Here is a 26,052-nt window from a genome sequence, read left to right as displayed (position 1 = left end):
TTCAGGCGGCGATCGCCGCGCGGGGTCCGGCAGACCCTCACGCGGCGCTATTCTTCGCGGTGTTCATGTCGATCGTCAAAGCCCCCGATGCGATCCCGTGTGGGATCACAGGCTCTGGATCAGCAGGGCGACGGCGGCGGCGGGCAGGGAGGCCAGCAGAAGGGCGTTAAAGAAGCCGTGGCCGACGCGGTCCATCCAGATCGAGGTTTTCATCGCTTGCATCGTATCTCTCCGTGGTTGCACGATTTTCGTGCGTTTCTGTTGTGCCGCTGGGTGAACGTTGCGTTGTTTTCGCTTCGTTTGAACGGTGCGACCCCCGTTCTTGAGATTGAAGATAGGGGCGACCCCGTCGAAAAGCACGTTACATATCGTTTAACGATGTTAAACTTCCGCAATGCATCGGACGGGACTAAGGTGGCCCAATGAATCTCAAGCTGATCAAGGGGATGCGGCTGGTGGCCGCGACCCACAATCCCGGCAAGGCGCGCGAGATCGAAGCCCTGCTGGACGGAAATTACAGGATCGTCACGGCTGGCAGCCTCAACCTGCCTGAACCGGATGAGACCGAGAGCACATTCGTCGGCAACGCCATGCTGAAGGCCCGCCACGCCGCTGAGGCCTCGGGCGAGGTCTCGCTGGCCGACGACTCCGGCCTGTCGGTCGCGGCCCTGGACGGGGCGCCGGGCATTTTTTCGGCGCGCTGGGCCGGGCCGGGCAAGGACTTCGTCCTGGCTATGAAGAAGGTCGAGGAACGGCTGGAGGAGATCGGCTCCACCGATCGCCGGGCCTGGTTCACCTCGGCTCTGGCTGTGGCCTGGCCCGACGGCCCCTGCGTTGTAGTTGAAGGCCGCATTGACGGCGAACTGGTCTTCCCGCCGCGCGGCGATCGGGGCTTCGGCTATGACCCTATCTTCCGCCCCGACGGCTCGGACCTGACGTTCGGCGAAATGGACCCGGTCGAGAAGGACGCCATCAGCCACCGCGCCCTCGCCTTCGCCCGGCTCAAGGCGGCGCTGATTGACTGACTAACCATGGCCCTTCTCCCCACCGGGGGAGAAGGTGGCTCGCCCCCGGGCATCGCCTTCGGCGATCCCGAGGACAGGCTCCACGAGACGGATGAGGGGGACGTCAACTCCCTCCTCTACGAAGGCCCGAGATGCTCCACCCGCCCCCTCATCCGAGCGGCTCCGCCGCCCACCTTCTCCCCCGAGGGGAGAAGGGAGAATTGAGCGATACCCTCGCCCTTTACGTTCACTGGCCCTACTGCGCCCGCATCTGCCCCTATTGCGACTTCAACGTCGTGCGCGACCGGGGGCGGGTCGAGGAGCAGGCCGGGCTGGTCCAGGCCATCCTGGCGGACATGGAGGCGCAAGGCTCGCTGGTCGGGCCGCGCCGTCTGGCCTCGATCTTCTTCGGCGGCGGCACGCCCTCGCTGATGCCGCCCGAGGCCGTGGCGGCGGTGATCGCGCGGGCCAAGACGCTCTTTCCTCCCGCTGGCGAGATCGAGATCACGCTGGAGGCCAACCCCACCGACGCCGAGGCAGGCCGCTACGCCGAACTGGCCGCCGCCGGGATCAACCGCCTGTCGATGGGGGTGCAGTCGTTCGACGACGCTGCGCTGAAATTTCTCGGCCGCGACCATTCGGCGGCGGAGGCGCGTCGCGCGGTTCAGACGGCGGCTGCGGCCTTCCCGCGCCTGTCCATCGACCTGATCTACGCCCGACCGGGGCAATCCGTGGCCGACTGGACGGCGGAGCTGACCATGGCCCTGGACCTGGGGTTCGAGCACATCTCGCCCTATCAACTGACCATAGAGCCGACGACGGCCTTCGGCCGGGCCTTCGCGCGGGGTGCGCTGACCCCGCCTGACGAGGATCTGGCGGCGTCTCTCTATGAGGCCACGCAAGAGGTGCTCGAGGGCGCGGGGTTCGAGGCCTATGAGGTGTCCAACCACGCCCGCGACGTGGCGGCCCGGTCCAGCCACAACCTGCACGTCTGGCGCGGCGGCGACTATCTGGGCCTCGGTCCAGGCGCCCACGGACGACTGACTCTTGAAGGCGAGCGGACGGCTGTCGTCGCCCATCGCCGCATCGCCGACTATGTCGCCGGCGTCGCGGTGGGAACCCCCTGGGCCGAGCGCGAGAGGCTGGACGCTCAAGGCGCCGCCGAGGAACGGGTTCTGCTGGGCCTGCGCACCGTCGAGGGCGTGCCGCTGACGCTGCTGCACACCCTGGGCCTGTCGGAGACGGCCGGACCGCTCGCCGACTTGATCGCCGACGGCTTCCTCGGGCTGCAAGACGGCCGCGTCGCCGCCACGGCGCGAGGGCGGCCTCTGCTCGACGCCGTGCTGAAAGCCCTGCTGACCTAGGCGCGCGACCTAGACCCGAAGGGCCGGGGCTGGCAGGGTCGCGCCGATGTCAGACGCCTCCCTTTTCCCGCCGACCGCCCCGCCCGCGCGCTCTGTCGCGCCCGGCCTCTATCTGGTGGCCACGCCCATCGGCAACCTCCGTGACATGACGCTGAGGGCGCTCGATGTTCTGGCCGCCGCCGATCTTGTCCTGGCGGAGGACACCCGCGTCACGGCCAAGCTGCTGACCGCCTATGGTCTGCGCGCCAAGCTGGAGCGTTGCGACGACCACGCCTCGGCGCGCGCCGCCGAGATCGCCGTTGAGCGGCTGAAGGCGGGCGAGGTGGTGGCCCTGGTCTCGGACGCCGGCACGCCCCTGGTCTCGGACCCCGGCTATGTCGTGGCGCGCGCGGCCATCAACGCGGGCCTGCCGGTCCATCCCATTCCCGGCGCTTCCAGCCTGCTGGCCGCCCTCTGCCTGGCGGGCCAGCCCGCCGACCGGGTGCTGTTCGCCGGCTTCCTGCCGCCCAAGTCGGGGGCGCGAAAGACCATGCTGGAGGAGTTGCGCACCGGACGGCAAACCCTGGTCTTCTTCGAAAGCGGCCCGCGTCTGAAGGACAGCCTGACCGACATGGCCGAGGTGCTGGGCGACCGTCCCGCCGCCGTCACCCGCGAACTGACCAAACTCTATGAGGAGGCCGTGCGCGGCACCCTTTCGGAACTGGCCGTCGACCCGCGCTGCGACGCGCCCAAGGGCGAGATCGTCATCGTCATCGGCCCCGGCGAGGCCGAGGTCGCCAGCGCCGCCGACGCTGATGCGGCCCTGACCGAGGCCATGACCCGCCTGCCGCCCGGTGAAGCCGCCGCCGAGGTGTCCAAGGCGCTGAACCTGCCCCGCAAGCCCCTCTACAAGCGGGCGCTGGAAATGCAGGGCCGGGGGTGAAGCCCCGCCTGCGGCCTTCGCTGTCGCCGCCTCGGCCCCCAAAACGGGTAAAGTCGGGCTGGCGTCAGGCGTTGGGCGGACGGTCGCACCGACAGGGCCACGCCGCCGAATGGATCGCCGCCGTCTGGCTGATGCTCAAGGGCTACCAGATCCTGGCCTTTCGTCTGAAAGGCCGCGGCGGCGAGATCGACATCCTGGCCCGGCGCGGCCGCACCCTGGCGGTGGTCGAGGTCAAGCGGCGACGCACGATCGAGGCCGCCATCCTGTCGCTGGGGCCGGAACAGCACGGTCGACTGGCCGCCGCCGGACAGGCGCTGGCCCGCAGCCGCCCCTCGCTGCAGGGCCTGAACCTGAGGATTGATATGGTGGCGCTGGCTCCCGGACGATTTCCGCGTCATCTTTGCGGAGTGACGAGCACAGGAACGGACATCGCGTGACGCGCGACGAAGCCGAGATCATTCTGGCCCAGGCGGGAACCGCCGAGGACGACGGCTTTCCGCTGCTCGAATGCGCCATCGCCTGCGCTATCCACGACTATCCGTTCCGCGATCCCGAGCCGGTCCGCCTGCTGGCCGACCAGGCCGCCCAGAGGGTCAAGGAACGCGCCGCCAACGAAAGCCCCGACGACGCCCTGGCCGAGACCATGGCCTCGGACCTGCGGCTGAACGGCGACCTGCTGAATTACGACCACCCCGGCAACACCGACGTCATCGACGTGGCCGAGCGGAGACGCGGCCTGTCTGCGGCTCTGGTGGTCTTCTACCTCGACGCCGCGCGCCGCGCGGGGCTGAAGGCGGCGGCGGTGGACTTTCCCGGCCACATCCTGTTGCGGGTCGAGACGCCCGAGGGGCCGGTGGCGCTGGACCCCTTCAGCCAGGGCCGTCTGGTTTTGCCCAGCGAACTGACGCGGCGCGCCCTGCTGGCCGGTCTGACGCCGCACGTGGCCGATCGTCTGGACCTGCTGATGGCCCCGGTCAGCGACCGCAAGGCCCTGATCCGGTTGCAGAACGTCCTGTTCGCCCGCGCCCTGATGATCGAGGACTATGACGGCGCCGAACGCTCCGCCCTGCGCCGCGCCCTTCTGGATCCCGAGGATCACCGGCCCTGGCTGGACGTCGCCGCCGCCCGCGAGAAGCAGGGGGCGCTAACTGGCGCTCTGGATGCCCTGTCCCGCGCCCGCGCTGTCGACGGCCCCGCCGACGCCCATCGCGCCAGCATGGACCGGGTGCGGATGCGCCTGAACTAGCCCCGCTCGCTCCGCCGTCATCCTCGGGCTTGACCCGAGGATCGGACGAAGCGGCGCTCTCGACTTTTCCAGCGTCGCGCGGACGGACGGCCCGATCCTCGGGTCAAGCCCGAGGATGACGCTGAAAAGGCAAGGCGATGGTAAAGAGCGGCGCACGCCCTTGCGTCTGGGCTCCTCGCCGCGCATCTGCAAAGCTCAGACGCGTGAAAGGACTTCCATGCTCAAAGTCGCCATCCAGATGGATCCGCTCGAGGCGGTGAACGTCGAGTCCGACACCACCTTCCTGATGGCCCTGTCCGGTCAGGCGCGTGGCCACAAGCTGTGGATCTACGACTTCCGCACCCTGGCGCTGGACGAAGGCCGTCTGTTCTGCCGCGCCCGTCCGGTGACGGTGAACACGGTCCAGGGCGAGCACGCCGACTTCGGTCCTGAAGTGGTTCTCGATCTGGCCGAGGACGTGGACGTCATCCTGATGCGTCAGGACCCGCCCTTCGACATGGCCTATGTCACCGCCACCTATCTGCTGGAGCGCGTGCATCCGAAGACCCTGGTGGTCAACAATCCGGCCGAGGTCCGCTCGGCGCCCGAGAAACTGATCGCCACCCTCTTCCCCGGCCTGCAGCCGCCGACCCTGGTGTCCTCGGACCCGGTCGCCCTGGTCGACTTCCACCGCCGTCACGGCGATGTGGTGCTCAAGCCCCTGCACGGCGCCGCCGGTTCGGGCGTGGTGCGGCTGAAAGCCGACGATCCCAATCTGGAAGCCCTGATCGAGATCCACGCCGCCGGATCGCGCGACCCGCTGGTGATCCAGAAATTCATCCCCGCCGTGGCCAAGGGCGACAAGCGCATCATCCTGATCGACGGTGAGGCGGTCGGCGCCATCAACCGCATCCCGGCCAAGGATCAGGTCCGTTCCAACCTGCGCGTCGGCGGCACGGCGGCGCCGGTCGAACTGACCCCGCGCGACCTGGAAATCTGCGCCGCCATCGGCCCCCATCTGAAGGAACGCGGCCTGATCTTCGTCGGCATCGACGTGATCGGCGACTACCTGACCGAGATCAACGTCACCTCGCCCACCGGCGCCCAGCAGATGCTGAAGTTCTCGGGCGTCGACGCCACGGCCCTGATGTGGGACGTGATCGAGAAGAAGAAGGCCGAGGCGGTCTGAGATTGATCGCATAACGACGCTCTTGCAGTTGCTTTGAGTTCGTGATTTGTTCCCTTCCGGTCAGCGGGAGGGAGCCTATGGTCGCGCGGGTGGTGACGGTCGCTTTCGACGGGGTCGAGGCGCGGCGGGTCGATGTCGAGGTGCAGCAGGTGGCGACGCCCGCCGGGGCCTTCGCCATCGTCGGCCTGCCGGACAAGGCGGTGGCCGAGAGCCGCGAGCGGGTGCGCGGCGCCTTTGCGGGCATCGGCCTGGCCCTGCCGCCCAAGAAGGTCATCGCCAATCTGGCCCCCGCCGATCTGCCCAAGGAGGGCAGTCATTTCGACCTGCCCATCGCCCTGGCCCTGCTGGCCTCGATGGGGGTGATCGCGCCCGACGCCCTCGACGGATGGGCGGCCGTGGGCGAGCTGGGTCTGGACGGACGGATCGCGGCGGTGGGCGGAACGCTGCCGGCGGCCATGGCGGCCGGGGCCATGGGTCTGGGCCTCATCTGTCCCGAGGCCAACGGACCCGAAGCCGCCTGGGCCGGAGACGTGGCCATCCTGGCGCCCCGCTCCCTGATCGGCCTGATCAATCATTTCCGGGGCACACAGGTGCTGCGCGCCCCCGAGCCCGGCCCGGTGACGACGGGGGGCGTCGTCCCTGACCTGCGCGAGGTCAAGGGTCAGGAGAGCGCCAAGCGGGCGCTGGAGATCGCGGCGGCGGGCGGCCACAACCTGCTCTTCATCGGCCCGCCCGGATCGGGCAAGTCGATGATGGCCCAGCGGCTGCCGGGCTTGCTGCCGCCGCTGACGCCGCAGGAACTGCTGGAGACCTCTATGGTCTGGTCGGTGGCCGGTCTGATCCAGCGCGGGGCCCTCACAAGGGATCGGCCCTTCCGCTCGCCGCATCATTCCGCCTCCATGGCCGCCCTGACCGGCGGCGGGCTGCGGGCCAAGCCGGGCGAGGCGTCCCTGGCCCACAACGGCGTCCTCTTCCTCGACGAACTGCCGGAATATTCGGCCCAGGCGCTCGACAGTCTGCGTCAGCCGCTGGAGACCGGCGAGATCATGGTGGCGCGCGCCAACGCCCACGTCCGCTATCCAGCCCGTTTCCAGCTGGTGGCGGCGATGAACCCCTGCCGCTGCGGCCTCGGCGGATCGGGACGCGGGGCCTGTGGCAAGGCTCCCCGTTGCCAGCGCGACTATCAGAACCGCATCTCCGGCCCGATGTTCGACCGCATCGACCTGACGGTGGAGACGCCGCCCGTCACCGCCGCCGACATGGCCCTGCCCCCGCCCGCCGAAGGCACGGCCGAGGCCGCCATCCGGGTGGCGACCGCCCGCGCCCAGCAGGAGGAACGCGTCCGCGCGGCCGGTTTCGACCCCGACAAGGCGCGCGATCAGGCCATCAACGCCCGCGCCTCGGGCGAGACCTTGGACCGCTTCGCCACGCCCGATGACGCTGGGCGCGCCCTGCTGATGCGGGCCGGCGAGGCCGGTGGGCTGACCGCGCGTGGCTGGACCCGGACCCTGCGGCTCGCGCGCACCATCGCCGATCTGGACGGCTCGACCGGGGTGCTGCGTCGCCACGTCGCCGAGGCCCTGATGTATCGCCGCACAACCGTCGGGGCCCAGGGCGATTTCGACCGGCAGACCGCGCACCGCAGCGAGACGCCCGCCTTCTGAGGTCTGAAATCCTCGTTCGGCCACGCTTAACCCTTGGGCGCTACAGTGATCCCTATGGCCCAGGCACGCAGAACGCACGCACCGACCGAGATCACGCCCGCCGCCCGCCCCGGAGCGCCCTCGGACGCGCCGGAACAGCAGTTCCTGCGGCTGATGAGCCATGAGATGCGGACCCCCCTGAACGGGGTGATCGGCATGCTGGGCCTGCTGTCGCGGACCAAGCTGGACGGCGCCCAGCGCGCCTATGCCGAGGCGGCGCAGAAGTCGGCGGAACACCTGCTGGGCCTGGTCAACGACCTGCTGGACTTCGCCCGGCTGGAGGCCGGGGCGCTGGAGTTCGACGCCTCTCCCGTCGATCTGGAAGGCCTGACGCGCGGCGTGGCCGAACTGCTGAGCCCCAAGGCGCACGACAAGGGACTGGAGCTCGTCTGGTCGGTCGCCGCCGACGCGCCCGACGTCATCGCCGACGAAGGCCGTCTGCGTCAGGTTCTGTTCAATCTGGCGGGCAACGCCGTGAAATTCACCGACCGGGGCGGCGTCCGCCTGACAGTCGAACACGCCGGCGGGACCGCCGCGCGCCCGCGTCTGGCCTTCGTCATCGACGACACGGGCCCGGGTGTGCCGGAAGAGGCGCGGGTCCGCATCTTCGACGAGTTCGGCCACGCCGACGCCTCCGACGCCGCCCGCTTCGACGGGGCGGGTCTGGGTCTGGCCGTGGTCCGCCGTCTGGCCCAGGCCATGGGCGGGACGGTCGCCGTGTCCGATCGACCCGACGGCCCTGGCGCCCGTTTCCGATTCGAGGCCCCCTTCCCGGTCGCCGACACTGCGCCGCGCGCCCGTCCGCTGGACGGCGTCGTCGTGGCTGTGCGCACCCCCGACCCCTTCGTGCGTCAGGCGGCCACGGCCCAGATCGAGGCCTCGGGCGGTCGCGTGGCGCGTCAGGCGGGCGTGACCCTGATCGACCACGCCATGGCCGAGGACGGGGCCCTGATGGTCAGGCCGTCGCAGGGCGAGGCCATCATCCTGCTGAAACCCGGCGAGCGCGATCTGATCGACCGCTATCGGGCGGCGGGTTTCCACGGCTATCTGATCAAACCGCTACGTCGGGCCTCCCTGGCCGAGCGGGTGCTGGCGGCGGCGGGGCGCCGCAAGGGCCTGACTGTCGCCGTCGGGCGCGGACCGGACGACGACCGCGTCACGCCTGTGGCCTTCAAGGGCCTGCGGGTCCTGCTGGTCGAGGACAATCCGGTCGGCGCCCTGCTGGCCAAGACCCTGCTGCGCCGCGAAGGCTGCGTGGTCCAGACCGCCGCCGACGGCCATGAGGCCCTGTTGACGCTGAAGGACGCCCGCTTCGATCTGATCTTCATGGACATGCGGATGCCGCGCATGGACGGTCCCGCCGCCGTTCGCGCTTTGAGAGCGCGCGGCGAGCGCACCCCCATTGTGGCCCTGACCGCCAACGCCTTCGCCGAGGACCGCATCGCCTGTCTGGAGGCGGGCATGAACGACCATCTGACCAAGCCGCTGGAGGCCGACGCCCTGCGCGCCGCCCTGACCCGCTGGACGAACGTCGGCAACCGCGCCAAGGTCGGCGCTCAGTAACCACGACCGCCCGTTTCCGGCGGCGTCCGCCGGAGACCTGCATGACCGATACGAAGACGCCCGCTTCCGAGGTTGCGGCCCTGCAACCGTCGCCGAAAGGCCTGGGCGTTCTGAAGGCGGCGTTTCACGAGCGACGCACCCTGGCCATGCTGCTGCTGGGGTTTTCCGCCGGCCTGCCCTTCGCCATGCTGTTCGGCACCCTGAACGCCTGGCTGTCGGATGCCGGCGTGTCGGTGGCCACTATCGGCATTCTGTCCTGGGTCGGCCTGTTCGGCGCCTTCAAATTCCTCTGGTCGCCTTCGGTCGGCCTGACGCCGCCGATCATCGGCAAGATGGGGCGGCGTCGGTCGTGGCTGATCCTGTGTCAGGTCGTTGTGGTGGGGGCGCTGCTGACCATCGCCTTGTCGCATCCGGGCACGGGCGCGATCGCCCTGCTGGCGGGCGCGGCGGCGCTCGGCGCCTTCGCCTCGGCCACACAGGACATCGTTATCGACACCTGGCGGATCGAGGTCGCCGACGAACGCGTGCCAGTGGACTTGCTGTCGACGGTCTATCAGTTGGGTTTCCGCACGGCGGCCCTGATCGGCGGGGCGGGCGCCCTGGTGTTGGCGGACACGTTAGGCTGGTCGACGACCTTCGTCATCGGCGCGGGCCTGATGGGCCTGGGGCTGTTGGGCACGCTGATCGCGCCGGAGCCCAAGCCCGCGCCGAAGCAGGCCATCGCGCGCGAACGTATCGGTTCGCCGCGCCTGCGCATGATTGCTCTGGCCGCCACCCTGCTCGCCTGGGCCTGGGCCGCCTTCATGCTGATCCGTTTCATGGTCACGGCGCTGAGTGTCACGCCGGCGCCGAGCGCGGGTGAGTTCACCGCCACCTGGGGGCCGTGGATCGTCGGCGGCGCCGTTATCCTGCCCGCAGCCCTGGCTGGATTGATCGTCTGGCGCGGCGGCAAGACCGGGCCGGTCCAGGCGGAACGCGACGCGCCACCGTTCTTGAACACCCTGTACGACGCCATTCTGGCGCCTCTGGTCGAACTCATGGGGCGTCTGGGTTGGGGGGCGATCATCGTCCTGGGCCTGATCCTGACCTATCGCATCACCGACGGCGTCTGGGGACCGTTCGCCTTCCCCTTCTACATGGGCGATACGGGCGGGGCGCTGGGCCACACCAAGACCGAGGTCGCTCTGGCCTCGAAGACCTTCGGCGTGGTCATGACCATCCTCGGCATCGGTCTCGGCGGCTGGGCCCTGCTGGTCATCGGCCGGATGGCCAGCCTGCTGCTGGGCGCCGCCTTGTCGGCGGCCACCAATCTGCTGATGATGGATCTGGCGTTGGGCGCGCCGGTCATCCACGGCTTCATGCAGGTCAGCGGCCTCTACAAGCTGTTTGGCTTGTTCCACGTCGGCGAGCCCTTGGCGCGGCTGATGCTGGCCATCGCCGGGGAAAACATCGCTGGCGGTTTCGCTGGGGCGGCCTTCGTCGCCTATCTGTCGGCCCTTTCGAACAAGATGTTCGGCGCTGTCCAGTTCGCGGTCTTCACCTCCCTGGCCCTGCTGATCGGCACCCTTGGCCGGGGGGCTCTGGGCGAGCTGATCGAGCGTCAGGGCTATGCCGCCATGTTCGTCATCGCCGCCTGGCTGGGCGTCATCGCCGTGGTCTTCTGCGCCATGGAGTGGGTGCGTTTGACGGCGGAGCGACGTAGCCTGAATCTGAAAGCCTAGACCCGAAACGCAAATGGGGCGGCCGAAGGCGCCCCACCTGAATAGTCCAGCGACCAAGGCGTGTCGGTCAGTCCTCGACCGACGCGCCCTCGGCGTAGGCGGCGAAGGTGGCGGCGGTCATGATCTCGTTGACCGAGGCGCCCAGGGGTACGATCTGCACCGACTTCTCCAGACCGACCAGCAGCGGGCCGATCACCGTGGCGCCGCCCAGGGACTGCACCAGACGGGTCGAGATGGCCGCCGAATGGATGGCCGGCATGACCAGGACGTTGGCGTCGCCGGTCAGGCGCATGAAGGGATAGTTGGCGCGGGCTTCCGGGTTCAGCGCCAGCTCGGGCGGCATTTCGCCTTCGTATTCGAAGTCGACGTCCATGCTGTCCAGGATGCGGATGGCCTCGCGGACCTTCTCGCCGCGATCACCGGGAGGATCGCCGAAGGTCGAGTAGCTGAGGAAGGCGACGCGCGGCTTGCGGCCCAGCTTCTTGACTGTGGCGGCGGCCTTGATGGCGATCTCGGCCAGTTCGGCGGCGTTGGGCAGTTCGTGGATCGAGGTGTCGGCCACGAACAGGGTGCGGCCCTTGGCCAGCAGGATCGACAGGCCGATCATGCGGTCCGTGACGTCCAGGACGCGGCGGACCTCCTTCAGGGCCATGTTGAAATTGCGGGTCACGCCGGTGACCATGCAGTCGGCCTGACCGCGCGCGACCATGGTGGCGCCGAAGTAGTTGCGGTCCTGATTGATCATGCGCTGCACATCGCGACGCAGATAGCCGCGACGGTTCAGGCGCTCATACAGCCAGTCGGTGTATTCGACATTGTGGCCCGAGGTGCGGGCGTTGACGATCTCGATGCCCAGATCGTCGAAGTTCAGGCCCGCCTCGGCGGCGTTCTGACGGATCAGGTCCTCGCGGCCGACCAGGATGGGGGTGCCCAACTCGGCTTGCTTGAAGGCCCAGGCGGCGCGGATCACCGACTGTTCTTCGCCCTCCGCGAAGACCACGCGTTGCTTGGGTCCCGAGCGCACGGCCGACGAGATCTTCTGCATCAGGGCGGCGGACGGGTCGACGCGCTGCTTCAGCGCGATGCGATAGGCGTCCATGTCCTCGATCGGCTTGCGGGCCACGCCGGTGTCCATCGCCGTCTGGGCGATGAAGGGCGGGATGTACCAGATCAGGCGCGGGTCGAACGGGGTCGGGATGATGTATTCCGGGCCGAACTTCAGCTTGCGGCCGCGATAGGCGGCGGCGACTTCGTCCGGCACGTCCTCACGGGCCAGGGCCGCCAGGGCGTGGGCGCAGGCGATCTTCATCTCATGGTTGATCTGGCGCGCGCGCACATCCAGGGCGCCGCGGAACAGATAGGGGAAGGCCAGGACGTTGTTGACCTGGTTCACATAGTCCGAGCGGCCGGTGGCGATGATGGCGTCAGACCGCACGGACTTGACGTCTTCCGGGGTGATTTCCGGGTCGGGGTTGGCCATGGCGAAGATGATCGGATTGGGCGCCATGGAGGCGACCATTTCCTTGGAGATGGCGCCCTTGGCGGACAGGCCCAGCACCACATCGGCGCCGACCATGGCCTCGGCCAGGGTGCGCAGATGGGTGTCGGTGGCATGCGCCGTCTGCCACTGCGAGACGTTGTCGCGGCCCTTGTAGATCACCCCTTCGCGGTCGCAGATGACGGTGTTCTCGGCCTTGACCCCGGCCGCCTTCATCAGGGCGATGGACGACAGGCCGGCGGCGCCGGCGCCTGACAGGACGACCTTGATGTCTTCCAGCTTCTTGCCGGCGACATGGCAGGCGTTGATCAGGGCGGCGGTCGAGATGATGGCCGTGCCGTGCTGGTCGTCATGGAAGACCGGGATGTCCAGCAGGTCCTGGAGCTGCGCCTCGATCTCGAAGCATTCCGGGGACTTGATGTCCTCCAGGTTGATGCCGCCCCAGGTGTCGCCGATGTTCTTGACCACGGTGACGAACTCGTCCGGGTCGGTGGTCTTGACCTCCACGTCGAAGCTGTCGACGTCGGCGAAGCGTTTGAACAGAACCGACTTGCCCTCCATCACCGGCTTGGAGGCCATGTGACCGAGGTTGCCCAGGCCGAGGATGGCCGTGCCGTTCGAGATGACGGCGACCAGATTGCCCTTGGCGGTATAGTCGTAGGCCTTGTCCGCATCGGCGGCGATGGCCAGGACCGGCACGGCCACGCCCGGCGAATAGGCCAGCGACAGGTCGCGCTGGGTCGCCATCGGCTTGGTAGGGGCCATGGAGATCTTGCCCGGCGTCGGCGCGCTGTGGAACTCCAGGGCGTCGTCGTCGGAGAAGGTCTGTTTGTCGGTCAATTCGGGCATTTCGATCTCGGGAAGGGCAGGCGCCCGTCGTTCCTAGATCGTGGGACGGGTGGGGACAACCGTTGACGCAGCGTCAGGCCGCTGAATGCTCAGCTTTGTGGCAAAAGCCCTGTGCGCTCGGTTTCGACGGGGCCGGTCATGAAGACGTGGCCGGACGCCTCGTCCCAGTCGATGATCAGTTCGCCGCCGTCGACCACGACGGTCGCCTTGCGCTCGGTCAGGCCGCGCCGGGCGGTGGCCACGAGCGCCGCGCAGGCGCCGGTGCCGCAGGCCAGGGTCAGACCCGCGCCGCGTTCCCACACCCGCAGGCGGATATGGCCGCGGTCGATGACCCTGGCGAAGCCGACGTTGACCCCCTCGGGAAACAGCGGGTGGTGCTCGATCAGGGAGCCCGAGCCGCGCACGAAGGCGTCGTCCTGCTGGTCGGTGAAGAAGACGACGTGGGGGTTGCCCATCGAGACCGCGCCCGGCGTGTGCAGCAGGGGGGCGTCGATCGGCCCGACCTGAAGCTCGATGCCGCGCGTGTCCATCTCCTCGGCCAGCGGCACCTCGGTCCAGTCGAGGCGGGGTTGGCCCATGTCCACCGTCACCTGATGATCGCCCGCCCGCCGCGCTGTGGTGGGCCCGCCGAGCGTGTCGATCACCACTTCTTCCTTGCCTGTGGCCTCCAGCAGCAGCCATCCCACGCAGCGCAGGGCGTTGCCGCAGGTCTGGACCATCGAGCCGTCAGCGTTCCACACGCGCATGAAGGCGTCCGCGCTCTCGGACGGCTCGACGCCGATCAACTGGTCAAAGCCGCCGAGGCCGACCTCAGGCGCGGCCAGGGCGCGCACCTCGGCTTCGGTCGGATGAAACGGCGCTTCAAAGGCCTGGACGACGATGAACGCGTTTCCGGCGCCGTTCATGCGGATGTAGGGACGGGCGGCTTGGGTCATGTCCGCTTCATATAGGAATTTTCCGGCTTTCATGTATCGCTGGCGGCGATGGCGTCAGATCAGAGCGAAACCGGCAAATCCGAAGGTCTGCGGCTGAGGGCGCGGCTGCGCTATCTCTATCATGGCGGTCAGCCTCAGGCGGTGAAGTTCCGTCTCATGGTGATCGTCATCGACATCGCCATCATCGGCTTCTTTCTGGCCGCGCCTATCCTCAAGGAGGCGGGCTGGGCTTTCTATGTGCTCGACTATCTGATCGCCGCTGTTCTGGGTCTGGACCTGGCGGCGCGAGCCTATGCCTATTCCGATATCAGGGACTGGTTGAAGCGGCCCATTGTCTGGGTCGATCTGTTTGTCCTGGCCACCCTGCTGTTTCCGATCTGGCTGGCGAATTTCGGCTTCCTGCGGATGCTGCGGCTATGGACCCTGCTCAATTCCGACTTCTTCTGGCGCACGGTGGGGCGGCGCTTCGACGACACCCGGGTCGAGGAGATCACCCGCGCCCTCGCCGCCCTGGTCACCTTCGTCTTCGTGGTCACCGGCTTCGTCTACGCCGCCTTCCGGGGACGGGCCGAGCACATTCACGGCTATCTGGACGCCCTCTATTTCACCGTGGCGACGCTGACGACGACCGGTTTTGGCGACATCACCCTGCCGGGCAACTGGGGGCGGGTCATCTCGATCGTGGTCATGCTGGTGGGCATCACCCTGTTCATTCGCCTGGCTCAGACCCTGATCCGTCCGCACAAGGTCAAGTTCCCCTGCCCCGTCTGCGGCCTGCAGAAGCACGACCCCGACGCTGTTCACTGCAAGGCTTGCGGCGAGATCCTGTGCATCCCGGATGACGGGGCTTGATCGCCCTGCGACCAAAGATGACAGGCTTGTAAGGTTTCCGGCGCTTGCCGCCGCCGTGTCGGCTCGCCAAGGTGCCGCCCGAAATCTGTTGGGGAATGACACATGATCCGCACTCTGGCGTCCGCCGCCGCCCTTCTTCTCGCCGCCGGAGCCGCTCCCGTCGCCATGGCCCATCCGACCGACACCCCCGCTGCCGCCTCGACCGCGCCCGGCTTCGCGACCAGTGACGCGACCGATCCCTACATCTGGCTGGAAGAGGTCGAGGGCGAACGCGCCATGGATTGGGTCAAGGCCCACAACCAGACCTCGCTGGGCACGCTGCAAGGCGACCCGCGCTATGAGGTCCTGCATCAGCAGGCCCTGGACATCGTCCAGTCGCGCGACCGCATCCCTTCGCCCGGCTTCACCCACGACGGCCACATCGATAACTTCTGGCAGGACGCGACCCATGTGCGCGGCATCTGGCGCCGCACGACGCTGGACTCCTATCGCACCGCTACGCCGACCTGGGAGACCATCCTCGACATCGACGCCCTATCGGCCGCTGAGGGCGCCAACTGGGTTTACAAGGGCGCGACCTGCCTGCCGCCCGAGGAACGCTACTGCCTGCTGTCCCTGTCGAACGGCGGCAAGGATGCGGTGACGATCCGCGAGTTCGACAGCGTCACGAAAACCTTCGTCGAGGGCGGCATCTCGCTGCCGGAATCCAAGGGCGGCGCCGCCTGGATCGACAAGGACACGGTCCTGATCTCGCGCGACTTCGGCGAGGGGTCGCTGACGGACTCGGGCTATCCGCGCACGGTGCGCCTGATGAAGCGCGGCCAGAGCGTCGATCAGGCCGTCGAGGTCTTCGCCGGCCAGAAGACCGACGTCTCCGTCTCGGGCTACACCCTGCGCGACGCGGACGGCGTGGTGCAGGCCGTGCTGCTGAACCGGGGGATCAACTTCTATGAGAGCGAAACCTGGCGCCTGAACGCCGACGGCACGACGACCCAGCTGGAACTGCCGCTGAAGGGCAATATCAACGCCCTGGTCGCCGGCCAGATGGTGGTGACCACGGATCAGGACTGGACCGCGCCCTCGGGTCAGGAATTCAAGACCGGCGACGTCATCGCCTGGAACCTGCAAGCCTGGCTGGCCGATCCCAAGACGCCCGCTCAACTGGTCATCCGTCCAGGCGATCGCGAGGCGATCGAGGGCATCAACGCCACCCGCAACACCCTGGTCGTGGCGCTTTATGAAAACGTGCGCGGCTCGGTCTATGTCTATCGTCCGAACCCGTCGGGTGAATGGGCGCGCACGCGCTTGGACCTGCCGCAGAACGTCACCGTCGGCGTCGGTTCGGCCTCGGAACAGGACGACAAGATCTTCGTCAGCGTCGCCGGCTATCTGAACCCGTCCAGCCTTTATCTGGCCGATGCGGCGACCGGCGCGCTCTCGCTGACCAAGTCCCTGCCCGCCAAGTTCGACGCCACGGGCATGACCGTGGATCAGTTCGAGGCCCGCAGCGCCGACGGCACCATGATCCCCTATTTCGTCGTCCATAAGGACGCCATGGCCATGGACGGCTCGAACCCGACGCTGCTCTACGGCTACGGCGGCTTCCAGTCGTCGCTGCTGCCCGGCTATTCGCCGACGGTCGGCAAGTTGTGGCTGGAGCGTGGGGGCGTCTATGTCATCGCCAATACGCGCGGCGGCGGCGAGTTCGGACCCAAGTGGCACCAGGCGGCCCAGCAGGAAAACCGCCAGCGCGCCCACGAGGACTTCCAGGCCGTGGCCCAGGACCTGATCACGCGCGGCGTCACCAGCCAGCCGCATCTCGGGATCATGGGCGGCTCGCAAGGCGGCCTGTTCATGGGCGCCATGCTGACCCAGCGCCCGGACTTGATCAACGCCGCCGTCATCCAGGTGCCCCTGTTCGACATGCTGCGCTTCCACAAGCTCTTGGCCGGCGCCTCGTGGATCGGCGAGTACGGCAACCCGGACATCCCCGAACAGCGCGCCTGGATCGAGGCATACTCGCCCTATCAGAAGCTGGCGGCGGGCCAGCCCTATCCCGAGGTCTTCATCCACACCTCGACCAAGGACGACCGCGTCCACCCCGGCCACGCCCGCAAGGCGGCGGCCCGGCTGGAGGAATTGGGCTATCCGGTCCTCTTCTATGAAAACACTGACGGCGGCCACGCCGCCGGCGCCAACCTGCGCGAAACGGCCCGCCGCATCGCGCTGGAATACACCTATCTGACGCGCCGCCTGATGGACGAACCGGCGAAGCCGTAACCCCTCCCCGCTCACCCCCGCGGAGGCGGGGACCCAGGTTTGAGCCTCACGCTCGAACCTGGGACATGAGCGAACAGTCTGACGGCGGCGGTTGAGCCAAAGTTCTGGGTCCCCGCCTCCGCGGGGATGAGCGGAGAAAACCATGAAGTCCCTGTTCCTGTCCGCCGCCCTGCCGGTGCTGATCCTCGCCGCCTGTCCGGCCCTGGCCCTGGCGCCGACCGACCCGGCCGTCGCCTCTGCGACCACGCCGCCGCCCCATTTCCCGCGGGACCTGACGCCCGAGGGGGTCAAGGCCGCCGACGATCATCTGGCGCTGGAAGAGGTGGACGGGGTCGAGGCTCGCGCCTTCGTCGCCGCCTCGAACGAAAAGGCGTTGGCCGCCCTGACCGGCGACCGCCGCTACGAGCCCTTCCGCCAGCAGGCCGAGGCTATCCTGACAGCCACCGACCGCATTCCCGGCGTCAGCTTCCTGGGCGAGGGCCTAGGCAACTTCTGGCAGGACGCCGCCAATCCCAAGGGCGTCTGGCGTCGCACGACGCTGGACAGCTATCGCACCGCCCAGCCGCAGTGGGAGACCCTGCTGGACATCGACGCCCTGGCCAAGGCTGAAGGCCGCGACTGGGTGTTCAAGGGCGCCAACTGCCTGGCGCCGGACGAGACCCGTTGCCTGATCAATCTGTCGGACGGCGGCAAGGACGCCGTGACGGTCCGCGAGTTCGACCTGACCACCAAGCGTTTCGTCGATGGCGGCTTCGTCATCCCTGAGGGCAAACATCGCCTGACCTGGCTGGACCGCGACACCCTGCTGATCGCCACCGACTTCGGTCCCGGCACGATGACGGAGTCGGGCTATCCCTTCATCGTCAAATCCCTGAAACGCGGCCACCCGCTGGCCCATGCGACCGAGGTTTACCGCGGCCAGCAGTCGGACGGCGGCTACGGCGTCTCGCCCATGGTCTTCCGCGACAAGGCCGGGGCGGTCGAGGCTGTCCTGTTCAGCCGTCCGCTGGACACCTATCGTTCAGAGACCTGGGCCTTGGGCGCCGACGGCAAGCCGCACAAGCTGAATCTGCCGGAACGGGTCGCCGTTGAAGGCGTCATGGCAGGGCGTCTGGTCTTCTCGCCCGAGCAGGACTGGACCCTGCGCGGCGTCGACTACAAGGCCGGCTCCCTGGTGTCCTTGCCGTTTGCTGCGCTGGAGCCGACGGTCGGAATGACGCCCGTCGCCCCGAACGGCCCCTCGCCCGTCATCTTCTCGCCCGGTCCGCGCCAGTCGCTGCAAAACGTGACGGTCTTCTCCGGCAGCATCGTCGCCGTCATCGCCGACAACGTCGTCGGCACGCTGAAGCGCTTCACCCCGAGCGCGAACGGCTGGACCGTGACCGAACTGGCCGTCCCCGCCAACAGCGCCGTGGGTCTGGGCGACAGCTCCAAGTCGAAGGGGCAGGTCTTTGTCTCGACCCAGGGCTTCCTGACGCCGCCAACCCTCAGTCTGGCCGACGTCGCCACCGCCGCCCTGACCGAGCTGAAGTCGGCCCCGGCCAAGTTCGACGCCGCGACCCATGTGGTCGAGCAGTTTGAGGCGACCTCGACCGACGGGACGAAAATCCCCTACTTCGTCACCCGGCCCAAGGACCTGGCGATGGACGGGACCGGCCCGACCATCCTGTTCGGCTACGGCGGCTTCCAGGCCAGCTTCCCGCCCGCCTACAAGCCCGAGATGGGCAAGCTCTGGCTCGAGAATGGCGGCGTCTTCGTCCAGGCCAATATCCGTGGCGGCGGCGAGTTTGGTCCCGCCTGGCACCAGGCGGCCCTGCGTGAAAACCGCCAGCGCGCCTTTGACGACTTCGCCGCCGTGGCCCGCGATCTGGAGCAGCGCGGGATCACCAGCCCGCGCCACCTGGGCATCTATGGCCGCTCGAACGGCGGCGTCCTGACCTCCGTGTCGATCACCCAGCACCCGGAACTGTTCAACGCGGCGGTGATCGAAAGTCCGCTGATCGACATGCTGCGCTATCAGGACCTGCCCGCCGGCGCCTCGTGGATCGGCGAGTACGGCGACCCGCGCATCCCCGCCGACGCCGAGTTCATCGCCCGCTACTCGGCCTATCAGCAGCTGCGGCCCGAGGTGAAGTATCCGCGCGTCTACATCACCACCAATACGCGCGACGACCGCGTCCACCCCGGCCACGCCCGCAAGTTCGCCGCGCGCCTGGGCGATCAGGGCCACGACCATCTCTATTTCGAGGACACGGCCGGCGGTCACTCCAATGACGCCGACCCGGTCGCCAACGCCCGCCGCTGGGCCCGGCACTATGTCTATCTCAGCCAGCAGCTGATGGACTAACCCTCCCCGTCATCCCGGCTCTCCGCTTCGCTGGGCCGGGATGACGAAGTTCAGGCGCTTCTTCCCCTTCACGGTTTTATGAGCGGCGCGGACGGATCGACAGGCTAGGATCGACAGATGACGGCACGGGGTTCGATCAGGTTCGGGATGATAGCCGCCACGGTCGCAGGCGTCGGTCTGCTGACCGCCGCCGCCGGGCCGCCGCGCGAGCGCGACGCCGCGGTCCAGCCGGTGGTGGTCGAGCTGTTCACGGCCCAGGGGTGTTCCGGCTGTCCCGACGCCAACCGCACGCTCGAGGCGGTGGCGAATGCGCCGGGGGTGATCGCCCTGACCTATGGTGTCGGATACTGGGACTACCTCGGTTGGTCCGACACCTTCGCCAAGCCCGAGTTCGCCGCGCGTCAGCAGGCCTATCGTCAGGCGCTGAAGCTGAGGAACGTTTCGACGCCCCAGGTGGTGATCGACGGTCGCCGTCAAGTGTCCGGCGCCCGCTCGCCCGAGCTTCAGGCCGCCATCGACGCCGAGGCCGCCGCTCGCCTGCATCCGCCCGAGATCGAGTTCCGCGAGACCGGCGACCGGGTGGGCGTCGGCTCGGGTCGCCCGCCGCGCGGCGGGGCCGAGATCCTGGCCGTCATCTATCAGCCGGGCCTTCAGACCGTCGAGGTGCGTCAGGGCGACAACCGCGGCCAGCAGGTCCGTCACGTCAATGTGGTGCGCGAAGTGCGTCGTCTCGGCGACTGGAGCGGACGTCCGGTTCTTTTCGCCCTTCCCGGCGATTCTTCCTCTGAAGACAACGTCGTAGTTCTGGTTCAGGCCAAGGCTGACCGGCGCATTCTGTCGGCCGCCCGACGGGCGGAACCGCGGGCCGATTGAACCGCTGACGGAAAGGGTCTAAAGGCCCGCCGCTGTTAATGGGCGCGCCCATCGCGCGGCCCGGAGGTCATGCATGGCTGGGGATACGCCCCGCGGCGACGCGACACCGTCTGCCGCAAACGCTTCCGAAAATCCGCACGCCCAGACTCCGTCTCCGCCCAATCACGGGACCGGATACGGCAAGGCGACCCATCGCGCCCTGATCCTGGGCGCCATCGGCGTGGTCTTCGGCGACATCGGCACCAGCCCGATCTACGCCCTGCGGGAGGCCATCGGCCACGCCCAGAAGGGCGTCGGCGGGGAACTGGCCATTATCGGCGTGGTCTCCCTGGCCTTCTGGGCCCTGATGATCGTGGTGACGTTCAAATACGTCATGTTCCTGATGCGGGCCGACAACAAGGGCGAGGGCGGCACCCTGTCGCTGATGGCCCTGGCCCAGCACGCGGTCGGCCGACGCAGCGCCTGGCTGTTCATCCTCGGCGTCTGCGGCGCGGCCCTTTTCTACAGCGACGGCGTCATCACCCCCGCCATTTCGGTGCTGTCGGCGGTCGAGGGCCTGAAGGACGCGCCCGGCCTGAACGGAGAGCTGGACCCCTTCATCCTGCCGATCTCGGCGGGCATTCTGATCGCCTTGTTTTTGGTTCAGTCGCGCGGCACCGCCGGCCTGGCCCGGTTCTTCGGCCCCATCACCGCCGTCTGGTTCCTAAGCCTCGGCGTGCTGGGCCTGACGCACATCTTTGACGACATCTCGATCCTGCGCGCCCTGTCGCCGACCTATGGCGTCGAGCTGCTGCTCAAGGACGGCTTCCTCGGCTTCGTCATCCTGGGCAGCGTCTTCCTGGCCGTCACGGGGGCCGAGGCCCTCTATGCGGACATGGGCCATTTCGGCAAGGCGCCGATCCGTCAAGGCTGGCTGTTCGTGGTTCTGCCCTGCCTGACGCTGAACTATCTGGGCCAGGGCGCCTTCCTGCTGGCCAACCCCGGGGCGGCGGACAATCCGTTCTGGAACATGGTGCCGCAGATGATCTACTGGCCCATGCTGATCCTGGCCACGGCGGCCACGGTCATCGCCAGCCAAGCGGTCATCACGGGCGCCTTCTCGGTGACGCAGCAAGCGGTCCAACTGGGCCTGCTGCCGCGCATCGACATCCGCAACACCTCCGAGACCCTGGCCGGCCAGATCTATGTCCCGGCGGTCAACAGCCTGCTGATGATCGGGGTCCTCTTCCTGCTTCTGACCTTCCAGTCGTCGCATAATCTGACGGCGGCTTACGGCGTGGCCGTCACCGGCACCATGCTGGTCAACACCCTGATGGCTTGGTCGGTGGTGACCAAGAAGTGGAAGTGGCCGATGTGGGCGGTGCTGGGGACCCTGATCCCGTTCGGCGTTATCGACGGCGTCTTCCTGACCTCCAACCTGCTCAAGATTCCAGACGGCGCCTGGATGCCGCTGGTCCTGGGCGGCGGCCTGGTGCTGATCATGTGGACCTGGGTGCGCGGCACGCAGATCCTGACCGAGAAGACCCGCAAGGACAGCCTGCCGCTCAGCGACCTGATCGAGATGCTGAAGGCCCGTCCGCCGCACCGCGCGCCGGGCACGGCCATCTTCCTGACCTCGGACCCCGAGGTCGCGCCGGTGGCCTTGATGCACAATCTCAAGCACAACAAGGTGCTGCACGAGAAGAACGTCATCCTGACCGTCCACACCGCCGATCGCCCGCGCGTGTCCGACAGCCAGCGGGTGACGATGGAGCCGATCAGCGACGACTTCAAACGGCTGACCATCACCTATGGCTTCATGGAGACGCCGAACGTGCCCCGCGCGCTCGGCCTGTGCCGCAAGCAGGGGCTGAAGTTCGACATCATGTCGACCAGCTTCTTCCTTGGCCGACGTTCCGTGGTCGCCTCGGCGCGTCAGGGCATGCCGTTGTGGCAGGACAAGCTGTTCATCTTCCTGATGCGCAACGCCGCCAATCCGACCGACTTCTTCCATATTCCGCCCGGCCGCGTGGTCGAGTTGGGCACGCAGGTATCCGTATGAGTGGTGGCACCCCCAAGGGCAAAAGTTCGGCGGCGCGCGGTCGCCGCATGGCCGAGAAGTCGCGTCCGCGTCGCGAGGCCCAGCCCGAGATCATCACCGACGATCCCCACGCCGACATCGGCGTCGAAGCCCGTCTGGTCGCCGGCATCCTGCTGAACGCCGCGCTGGAGAAGCGCACAGGTCTGGACGAGGCGCTCAGCCAGTCCCCGGCCAAGGATCTGGCCGGTCCCGATCGCGCCTTCGCTCGCGCCGTGGCCATGGCCGCCCTGCGCCGTCTGGGCGAGATCGATCAGATTCTGGACCGCCGTCTGCAGAAGGCCCCGCCCGCCCCGGTGCGCACCATCCTGCGCGTCGCCCTGGCCCAGACCCTGGTGCTGGGCACCCCCGCCTTCGCCGCCGTCTCGACCGCGGTGAAACTGGCCGAGCGCGACGCCAAGACCCGCCCCTACAAGAACCTGGTCAACGCCGTCCTGCGCGGCGTCGACCGCGACGGTCCCGGCCTGACCACGGCGGAATCCAACCTGCCCGACTGGCTGGCCGCACGCTGGAAGGCGACCTATGGCGAGGCCAATCTAATTGGTCTGGCTTTGGCCACCCGCGACGAGCCCGCCACCGACCTCAGCGCCAAGCCCGGCGTCGATCTGGACGTCCTGGCCCAGGACGTCGAGGGCGAGGTCCTGCCCGGCGGCACGGTCCGTACCGGCAAGCGCGGCGACGTGGCCGGATGGCCCGGGTTCGAGGCCGGCGACTGGTGGGTCCAGGACGCGGCCGCCGCTGTCCCTGCCCGCCTGCTGGGCGCCAAGTCCGGCGAGACCGTTCTGGACATGTGCGCCGCGCCCGGCGGCAAGACCCTGCAGCTGGCCGCCGCCGGCGCCGAGGTCACGGCTCTGGACCGTTCGGCCGCGCGTTTGAAGCGCCTGAAACAGAACTTCGACCGCACCGGCCTGCCGGTCGAGGTCGTGGCCGTGCCCGCCGAGGACTGGGAGGACGACCGCACCTTCGACGCCGTCCTGCTGGACGCCCCCTGCACCGCCACCGGCACCTATCGCCGCAACCCCGAAGTCCTGCGCGCCACCCGCCCCGCCGAGGTCGCCAAGCTGGCCGACGTGCAGCACCGTCTTCTGGATGTCGCTGCCGACAAGGTGAAGTCGGGCGGCCGCCTGGTCTATTGCGTCTGCTCGCTGGAACGCGAGGAGGGCGAGACCCAGATCATCGCCTTCCTGCGCCGCAACCCGGCCTTCCGCACCGTCGCCGCCGTCCCGGCCGAGATCGGCGCCCCCGATGAGGCCCTGACCGCGGAGGGCTGGCTGCGCATCCTGCCCTCGCAATGGGCCGAGCGCGGCGGCGTGGACGGCTTCTTCGCCGCCCGGCTGGAGCGGATCGCCGACTAAGCCAGGTCGGCGTCAGGCCTCATAGCGGCGCTGGCCGTCCAGCCAGGTTTCGCGCACGGGGATGTGGCGTATCCGGGTGGGATCGATCTGGGTCGGGTCCTGGGCCAGGATCACCATGTCCGCCGCCTTTCCGGGCGCCAGAACCCCGGTGAAGTCGCGCTTGCACTGCCAGGCGGCGTCGGCCGTCACCATGCGCAGCGCGGTCTCGACGGGAACCCGCTCGGCGGGATTGAGCACCTCGCCGCCGTCGCGCATGATCCGCGTCACGGCGTTCTCGACCATGCGCAGCGGCTCGATTTCGGTGACGTTCCAGTCCGAGTGCAGCGTGGGACGCAAGCCGCCCCTGAGCGCCGAGGCGCAAGGGTCCAGCCGATCCGCCCGCGCCGGGCCCAGGATGTCGTCGCGGAAGGCGCGGCCCCAGTAATAGACGTGGCCGATCAGGAAGGAGGGCGACAGGCCCAGCCCTTTCATCCGCGCGATCTGATCGTCGTGCAGAAGGGTGCAGTGCTCGATCCTGTGCCGGTGATCGGGACCGGGCAGGTCTTTGAGCACGGCTTCATAGGCGTCCAGCGTGGTGTCGATCCCGGCGTCGCCGTTGGCGTGGACGCAGACCTGCCACCCGTCCTCATGGGACTCGCGGATGACTTCTGTCAGCTGTTCTAGCGTGTAGTTCAGCGAGCCCCGGCTGTCGGAGTTCAGATAGGGCTCGCGCAGATAGCCGCTGCGCCCCTGGTTGGAGCCGTCGGACCAGGCCTTGATGGCCGAGATGCGGAAGCGGTCGTCGCCCATGCCGGGCTTCAACCCCGCCTCCTTCCACAGCTTCATATTGGTGGACACCAGGGTCCCGCCGTAGCGGACGGGCGGATCCTCGCCCATGACCTCGCGCAGGATATCGAGGTCGCCCATGCCTTGGGCGCCGATGCTGCAGTCGAACAGGCCGGTGCAGCCGCGGCTGGCGGCTTTCTGGAACAGCCGCCCGATGGCCGCCCGCGTCTGCTGCGCGTCGGGCATGGGCATCTTCATGATGAAGGCGGCCATGGAGGCGGCTTCTTCCAGCCGTCCGGTCAGGTCACCGTTCGCGTCGCGGATATAGCGCGCCTGGGGCGGGTCGGGCGTGTCGCGGGTGACGCCTGAAATCTCCAGAGCCTTGGAGTTCGCATAGCCGATGTGCCCGTTGGACTCGAGCAGGAAGAGCGGATTGTTCGGCGCGATTCGATCCAGCAGGGCCAGGTCGATCGTCGTGGCTCCGGGGGTGATGGAGGGATCCAGCTGCCAGCCCCGGACCCATTGGTTCGGCCCCGCCTTCGCCGCCGCCTCGCTCAGCTTGGCGATCACCTCTGTCATATCCTTCGAAGCGAAGGGGCCGACGTCGATCCAGTCCTCGAAGGCGACGAAAACGGTATGCATGTGCGGATCGTTCAGCCCGGGCAGCAGGGCGCCGCCCTCCAGGTTGACGAGCTTGGTGTAGGGGGTGCGCAGGCCCTCCAGATCCGACAGGGCGCCGACCGCCAGGATCTTGCCGTCCGCGACGGCGACCGCCTCGGCGCGCGGCCGCGCGGGGTCCATGGTGATGATCGGACCGCCCAGAAACAGGACCTCCGCTCCGCGCTGACGGGGGTTCTGAGGTGCGGCGCGGGCCAGGGACGGCAGGGCGAAGGCGGCGGCGCCTCCGGCCAGAACGCTGCGTCGAGACGCCATCAGGGACGTCAGGGTGGCTAGTCCCGAGTTGCAGGCGTAGCACATGTCGAACTCCGAATTCGGCGTTCCCCGACCTCGCGACTATGACCCCGCATCGCCTCGGAGTCCAACGAAGCCCGCCCTGGCTCCAGTTCTCGTGCTCAGTCGTCGTCTTCGATGGCGTGGATCTGGTCGTCGTCGAGACCGAGGTGGTGACCGATCTCATGGATCAGGACGTGGGCGATGATCTCGGCCAGACCCACGTCGCCGCGCTCGCACCACTCGTCGAGGATAGGGCGGCGGTAGAGGAAGATGCGAGAGGGCTCGGCGGCCGGCCCCATGGCGTCGCGCTCGCCGATGTGGACGCCGGAATAGAGGCCGCTCAGTTCGAAGGGATCCTCGATCTCGAGGTCGGCCAGGGTCTCCTCGTCGGCGAAGTCGTCGACGCGGATGATCACCTCGCCGGCCGCTTGCCGGAACAGGTCGGGCAGGGCGGCGAAGGCGGCTTCGGCCAGCCGGGCGAAGTCATCGAGGGAGGGGGCGTATTGATCGTTCCACGTCTGGGTCATGGCCCGGATATCGCCCGCGCGAGGCTGCGCCGCAATCGGCCGTCTCGCC

General features: G+C 68.3%; 19 protein-coding genes. 15 read left to right on the top strand and 4 right to left on the bottom strand.

Annotated features, from left to right (window positions below):
• Positions 1-422: 422 nt before the first annotated feature.
• The 9 genes from rdgB (at position 423) to HNP51_RS03310 (ending at position 10,691) form a co-directional block, all read left to right on the top strand.
• Positions 423-1,025, top strand: a complete 603-nt coding sequence (gene rdgB, locus HNP51_RS03350; protein ID WP_184267038.1) for an RdgB/HAM1 family non-canonical purine NTP pyrophosphatase — start codon at positions 423-425, stop codon at positions 1,023-1,025.
• A gap of 200 nt (positions 1,026-1,225) precedes the next feature.
• Positions 1,226-2,368 (top strand): radical SAM family heme chaperone HemW, encoded by a 1,143-nt coding sequence (gene hemW, locus HNP51_RS03345; protein WP_260398292.1) that lies wholly within the window; start codon positions 1,226-1,228, stop codon positions 2,366-2,368.
• 46 nt (positions 2,369-2,414) lie between these two features.
• Complete coding sequence (rsmI, locus tag HNP51_RS03340) at positions 2,415-3,290, top strand: 16S rRNA (cytidine(1402)-2'-O)-methyltransferase (RefSeq protein ID WP_184267034.1); 876 nt, start codon at positions 2,415-2,417, stop codon at positions 3,288-3,290.
• Positions 3,287-3,727: a YraN family protein gene (locus tag HNP51_RS03335; protein ID WP_311769894.1), complete on the top strand. Its 441-nt coding sequence runs from the start codon at positions 3,287-3,289 to the stop codon at positions 3,725-3,727. The genes rsmI and HNP51_RS03335 overlap by 4 nt, the downstream gene beginning before the upstream one ends.
• The gene (locus tag HNP51_RS03330; RefSeq protein WP_184267032.1) at positions 3,724-4,536 is read left to right on the top strand and encodes a transglutaminase family protein; all 813 of its coding nucleotides are present in this window, start codon (positions 3,724-3,726) and stop codon (positions 4,534-4,536) included. The genes HNP51_RS03335 and HNP51_RS03330 overlap by 4 nt, the downstream gene beginning before the upstream one ends.
• A gap of 217 nt (positions 4,537-4,753) precedes the next feature.
• A complete protein-coding gene (gene gshB / locus HNP51_RS03325; protein WP_184267030.1) occupies positions 4,754-5,704 on the top strand; it encodes a glutathione synthase in 951 nt (316 codons plus the stop codon).
• A gap of 77 nt (positions 5,705-5,781) precedes the next feature.
• Entirely contained in the window at positions 5,782-7,368 is a 1,587-nt protein-coding gene (locus HNP51_RS03320; RefSeq protein ID WP_184267028.1) for a YifB family Mg chelatase-like AAA ATPase, read from the top strand.
• 54 nt (positions 7,369-7,422) lie between these two features.
• Entirely contained in the window at positions 7,423-8,970 is a 1,548-nt protein-coding gene (locus HNP51_RS03315) for a response regulator (RefSeq protein ID WP_184267026.1), read from the top strand.
• Positions 8,971-9,011: 41 nt separating this feature from the next.
• Positions 9,012-10,691, top strand: a complete 1,680-nt coding sequence (locus tag HNP51_RS03310; protein ID WP_184267023.1) for an AmpG family muropeptide MFS transporter — start codon at positions 9,012-9,014, stop codon at positions 10,689-10,691.
• Between the two features lie 67 nt (positions 10,692-10,758).
• Here HNP51_RS03310 and HNP51_RS03305 read toward each other — a convergent pair whose 3' ends face one another.
• Positions 10,759-13,038: an NADP-dependent malic enzyme gene (locus HNP51_RS03305; protein ID WP_184267021.1), complete on the bottom strand. Its 2,280-nt coding sequence runs from the start codon at positions 13,036-13,038 to the stop codon at positions 10,759-10,761.
• An 89-nt stretch (positions 13,039-13,127) separates the two neighbouring features.
• On the bottom strand, positions 13,128-13,973 hold the full coding sequence (dapF, locus tag HNP51_RS03300) for a diaminopimelate epimerase (protein ID WP_184267018.1): 846 nt from the start codon (positions 13,971-13,973) through the stop codon (positions 13,128-13,130).
• A gap of 48 nt (positions 13,974-14,021) precedes the next feature.
• Here dapF and HNP51_RS03295 point away from each other — a divergent pair, with 48 nt between their 5' ends.
• The 6 genes from HNP51_RS03295 (at position 14,022) to HNP51_RS03270 (ending at position 23,757) form a co-directional block, all read left to right on the top strand.
• Positions 14,022-14,825, top strand: a complete 804-nt coding sequence (locus tag HNP51_RS03295) for a potassium channel family protein (protein WP_184267016.1) — start codon at positions 14,022-14,024, stop codon at positions 14,823-14,825.
• A 102-nt stretch (positions 14,826-14,927) separates the two neighbouring features.
• On the top strand, positions 14,928-17,105 hold the full coding sequence (locus HNP51_RS03290) for a prolyl oligopeptidase family protein (RefSeq protein WP_184267014.1): 2,178 nt from the start codon (positions 14,928-14,930) through the stop codon (positions 17,103-17,105).
• Between the two features lie 142 nt (positions 17,106-17,247).
• Positions 17,248-19,452 (top strand): prolyl oligopeptidase family protein, encoded by a 2,205-nt coding sequence (locus HNP51_RS03285; protein WP_184267012.1) that lies wholly within the window; start codon positions 17,248-17,250, stop codon positions 19,450-19,452.
• Positions 19,453-19,569: 117 nt separating this feature from the next.
• Complete coding sequence (locus HNP51_RS03280; RefSeq protein WP_184267010.1) at positions 19,570-20,325, top strand: thioredoxin family protein; 756 nt, start codon at positions 19,570-19,572, stop codon at positions 20,323-20,325.
• Positions 20,326-20,398: 73 nt separating this feature from the next.
• Entirely contained in the window at positions 20,399-22,366 is a 1,968-nt protein-coding gene (locus HNP51_RS03275; protein WP_184267008.1) for a potassium transporter Kup, read from the top strand.
• A complete protein-coding gene (locus HNP51_RS03270; RefSeq protein WP_184267007.1) occupies positions 22,363-23,757 on the top strand; it encodes an RsmB/NOP family class I SAM-dependent RNA methyltransferase in 1,395 nt (464 codons plus the stop codon). Before HNP51_RS03275 ends, HNP51_RS03270 begins: the two co-directional genes overlap by 4 nt.
• 12 nt (positions 23,758-23,769) lie before the next feature.
• Here the strand turns inward: HNP51_RS03270 and HNP51_RS03265 are convergent, their stop codons facing one another.
• Both HNP51_RS03265 and HNP51_RS03260 read right to left on the bottom strand, forming a co-directional pair.
• Positions 23,770-25,500, bottom strand: coding sequence for an amidohydrolase (locus HNP51_RS03265; RefSeq protein WP_184267004.1), 1,731 nt, complete (start codon positions 25,498-25,500; stop codon positions 23,770-23,772).
• A 95-nt stretch (positions 25,501-25,595) separates the two neighbouring features.
• On the bottom strand, positions 25,596-26,003 hold the full coding sequence (locus tag HNP51_RS03260; RefSeq protein WP_184267002.1) for a metallopeptidase family protein: 408 nt from the start codon (positions 26,001-26,003) through the stop codon (positions 25,596-25,598).
• Between the last annotated feature and the right edge of the window lie 49 nt (positions 26,004-26,052).

Source organism: Brevundimonas bullata, from assembly GCF_014207965.1.
Taxonomy (GTDB): domain Bacteria; phylum Pseudomonadota; class Alphaproteobacteria; order Caulobacterales; family Caulobacteraceae; genus Brevundimonas; species Brevundimonas bullata_A.
The sequence above is the reverse complement of the archived record's forward strand: the minus strand, read 5'-3'. Positions and strand labels throughout refer to the sequence as shown.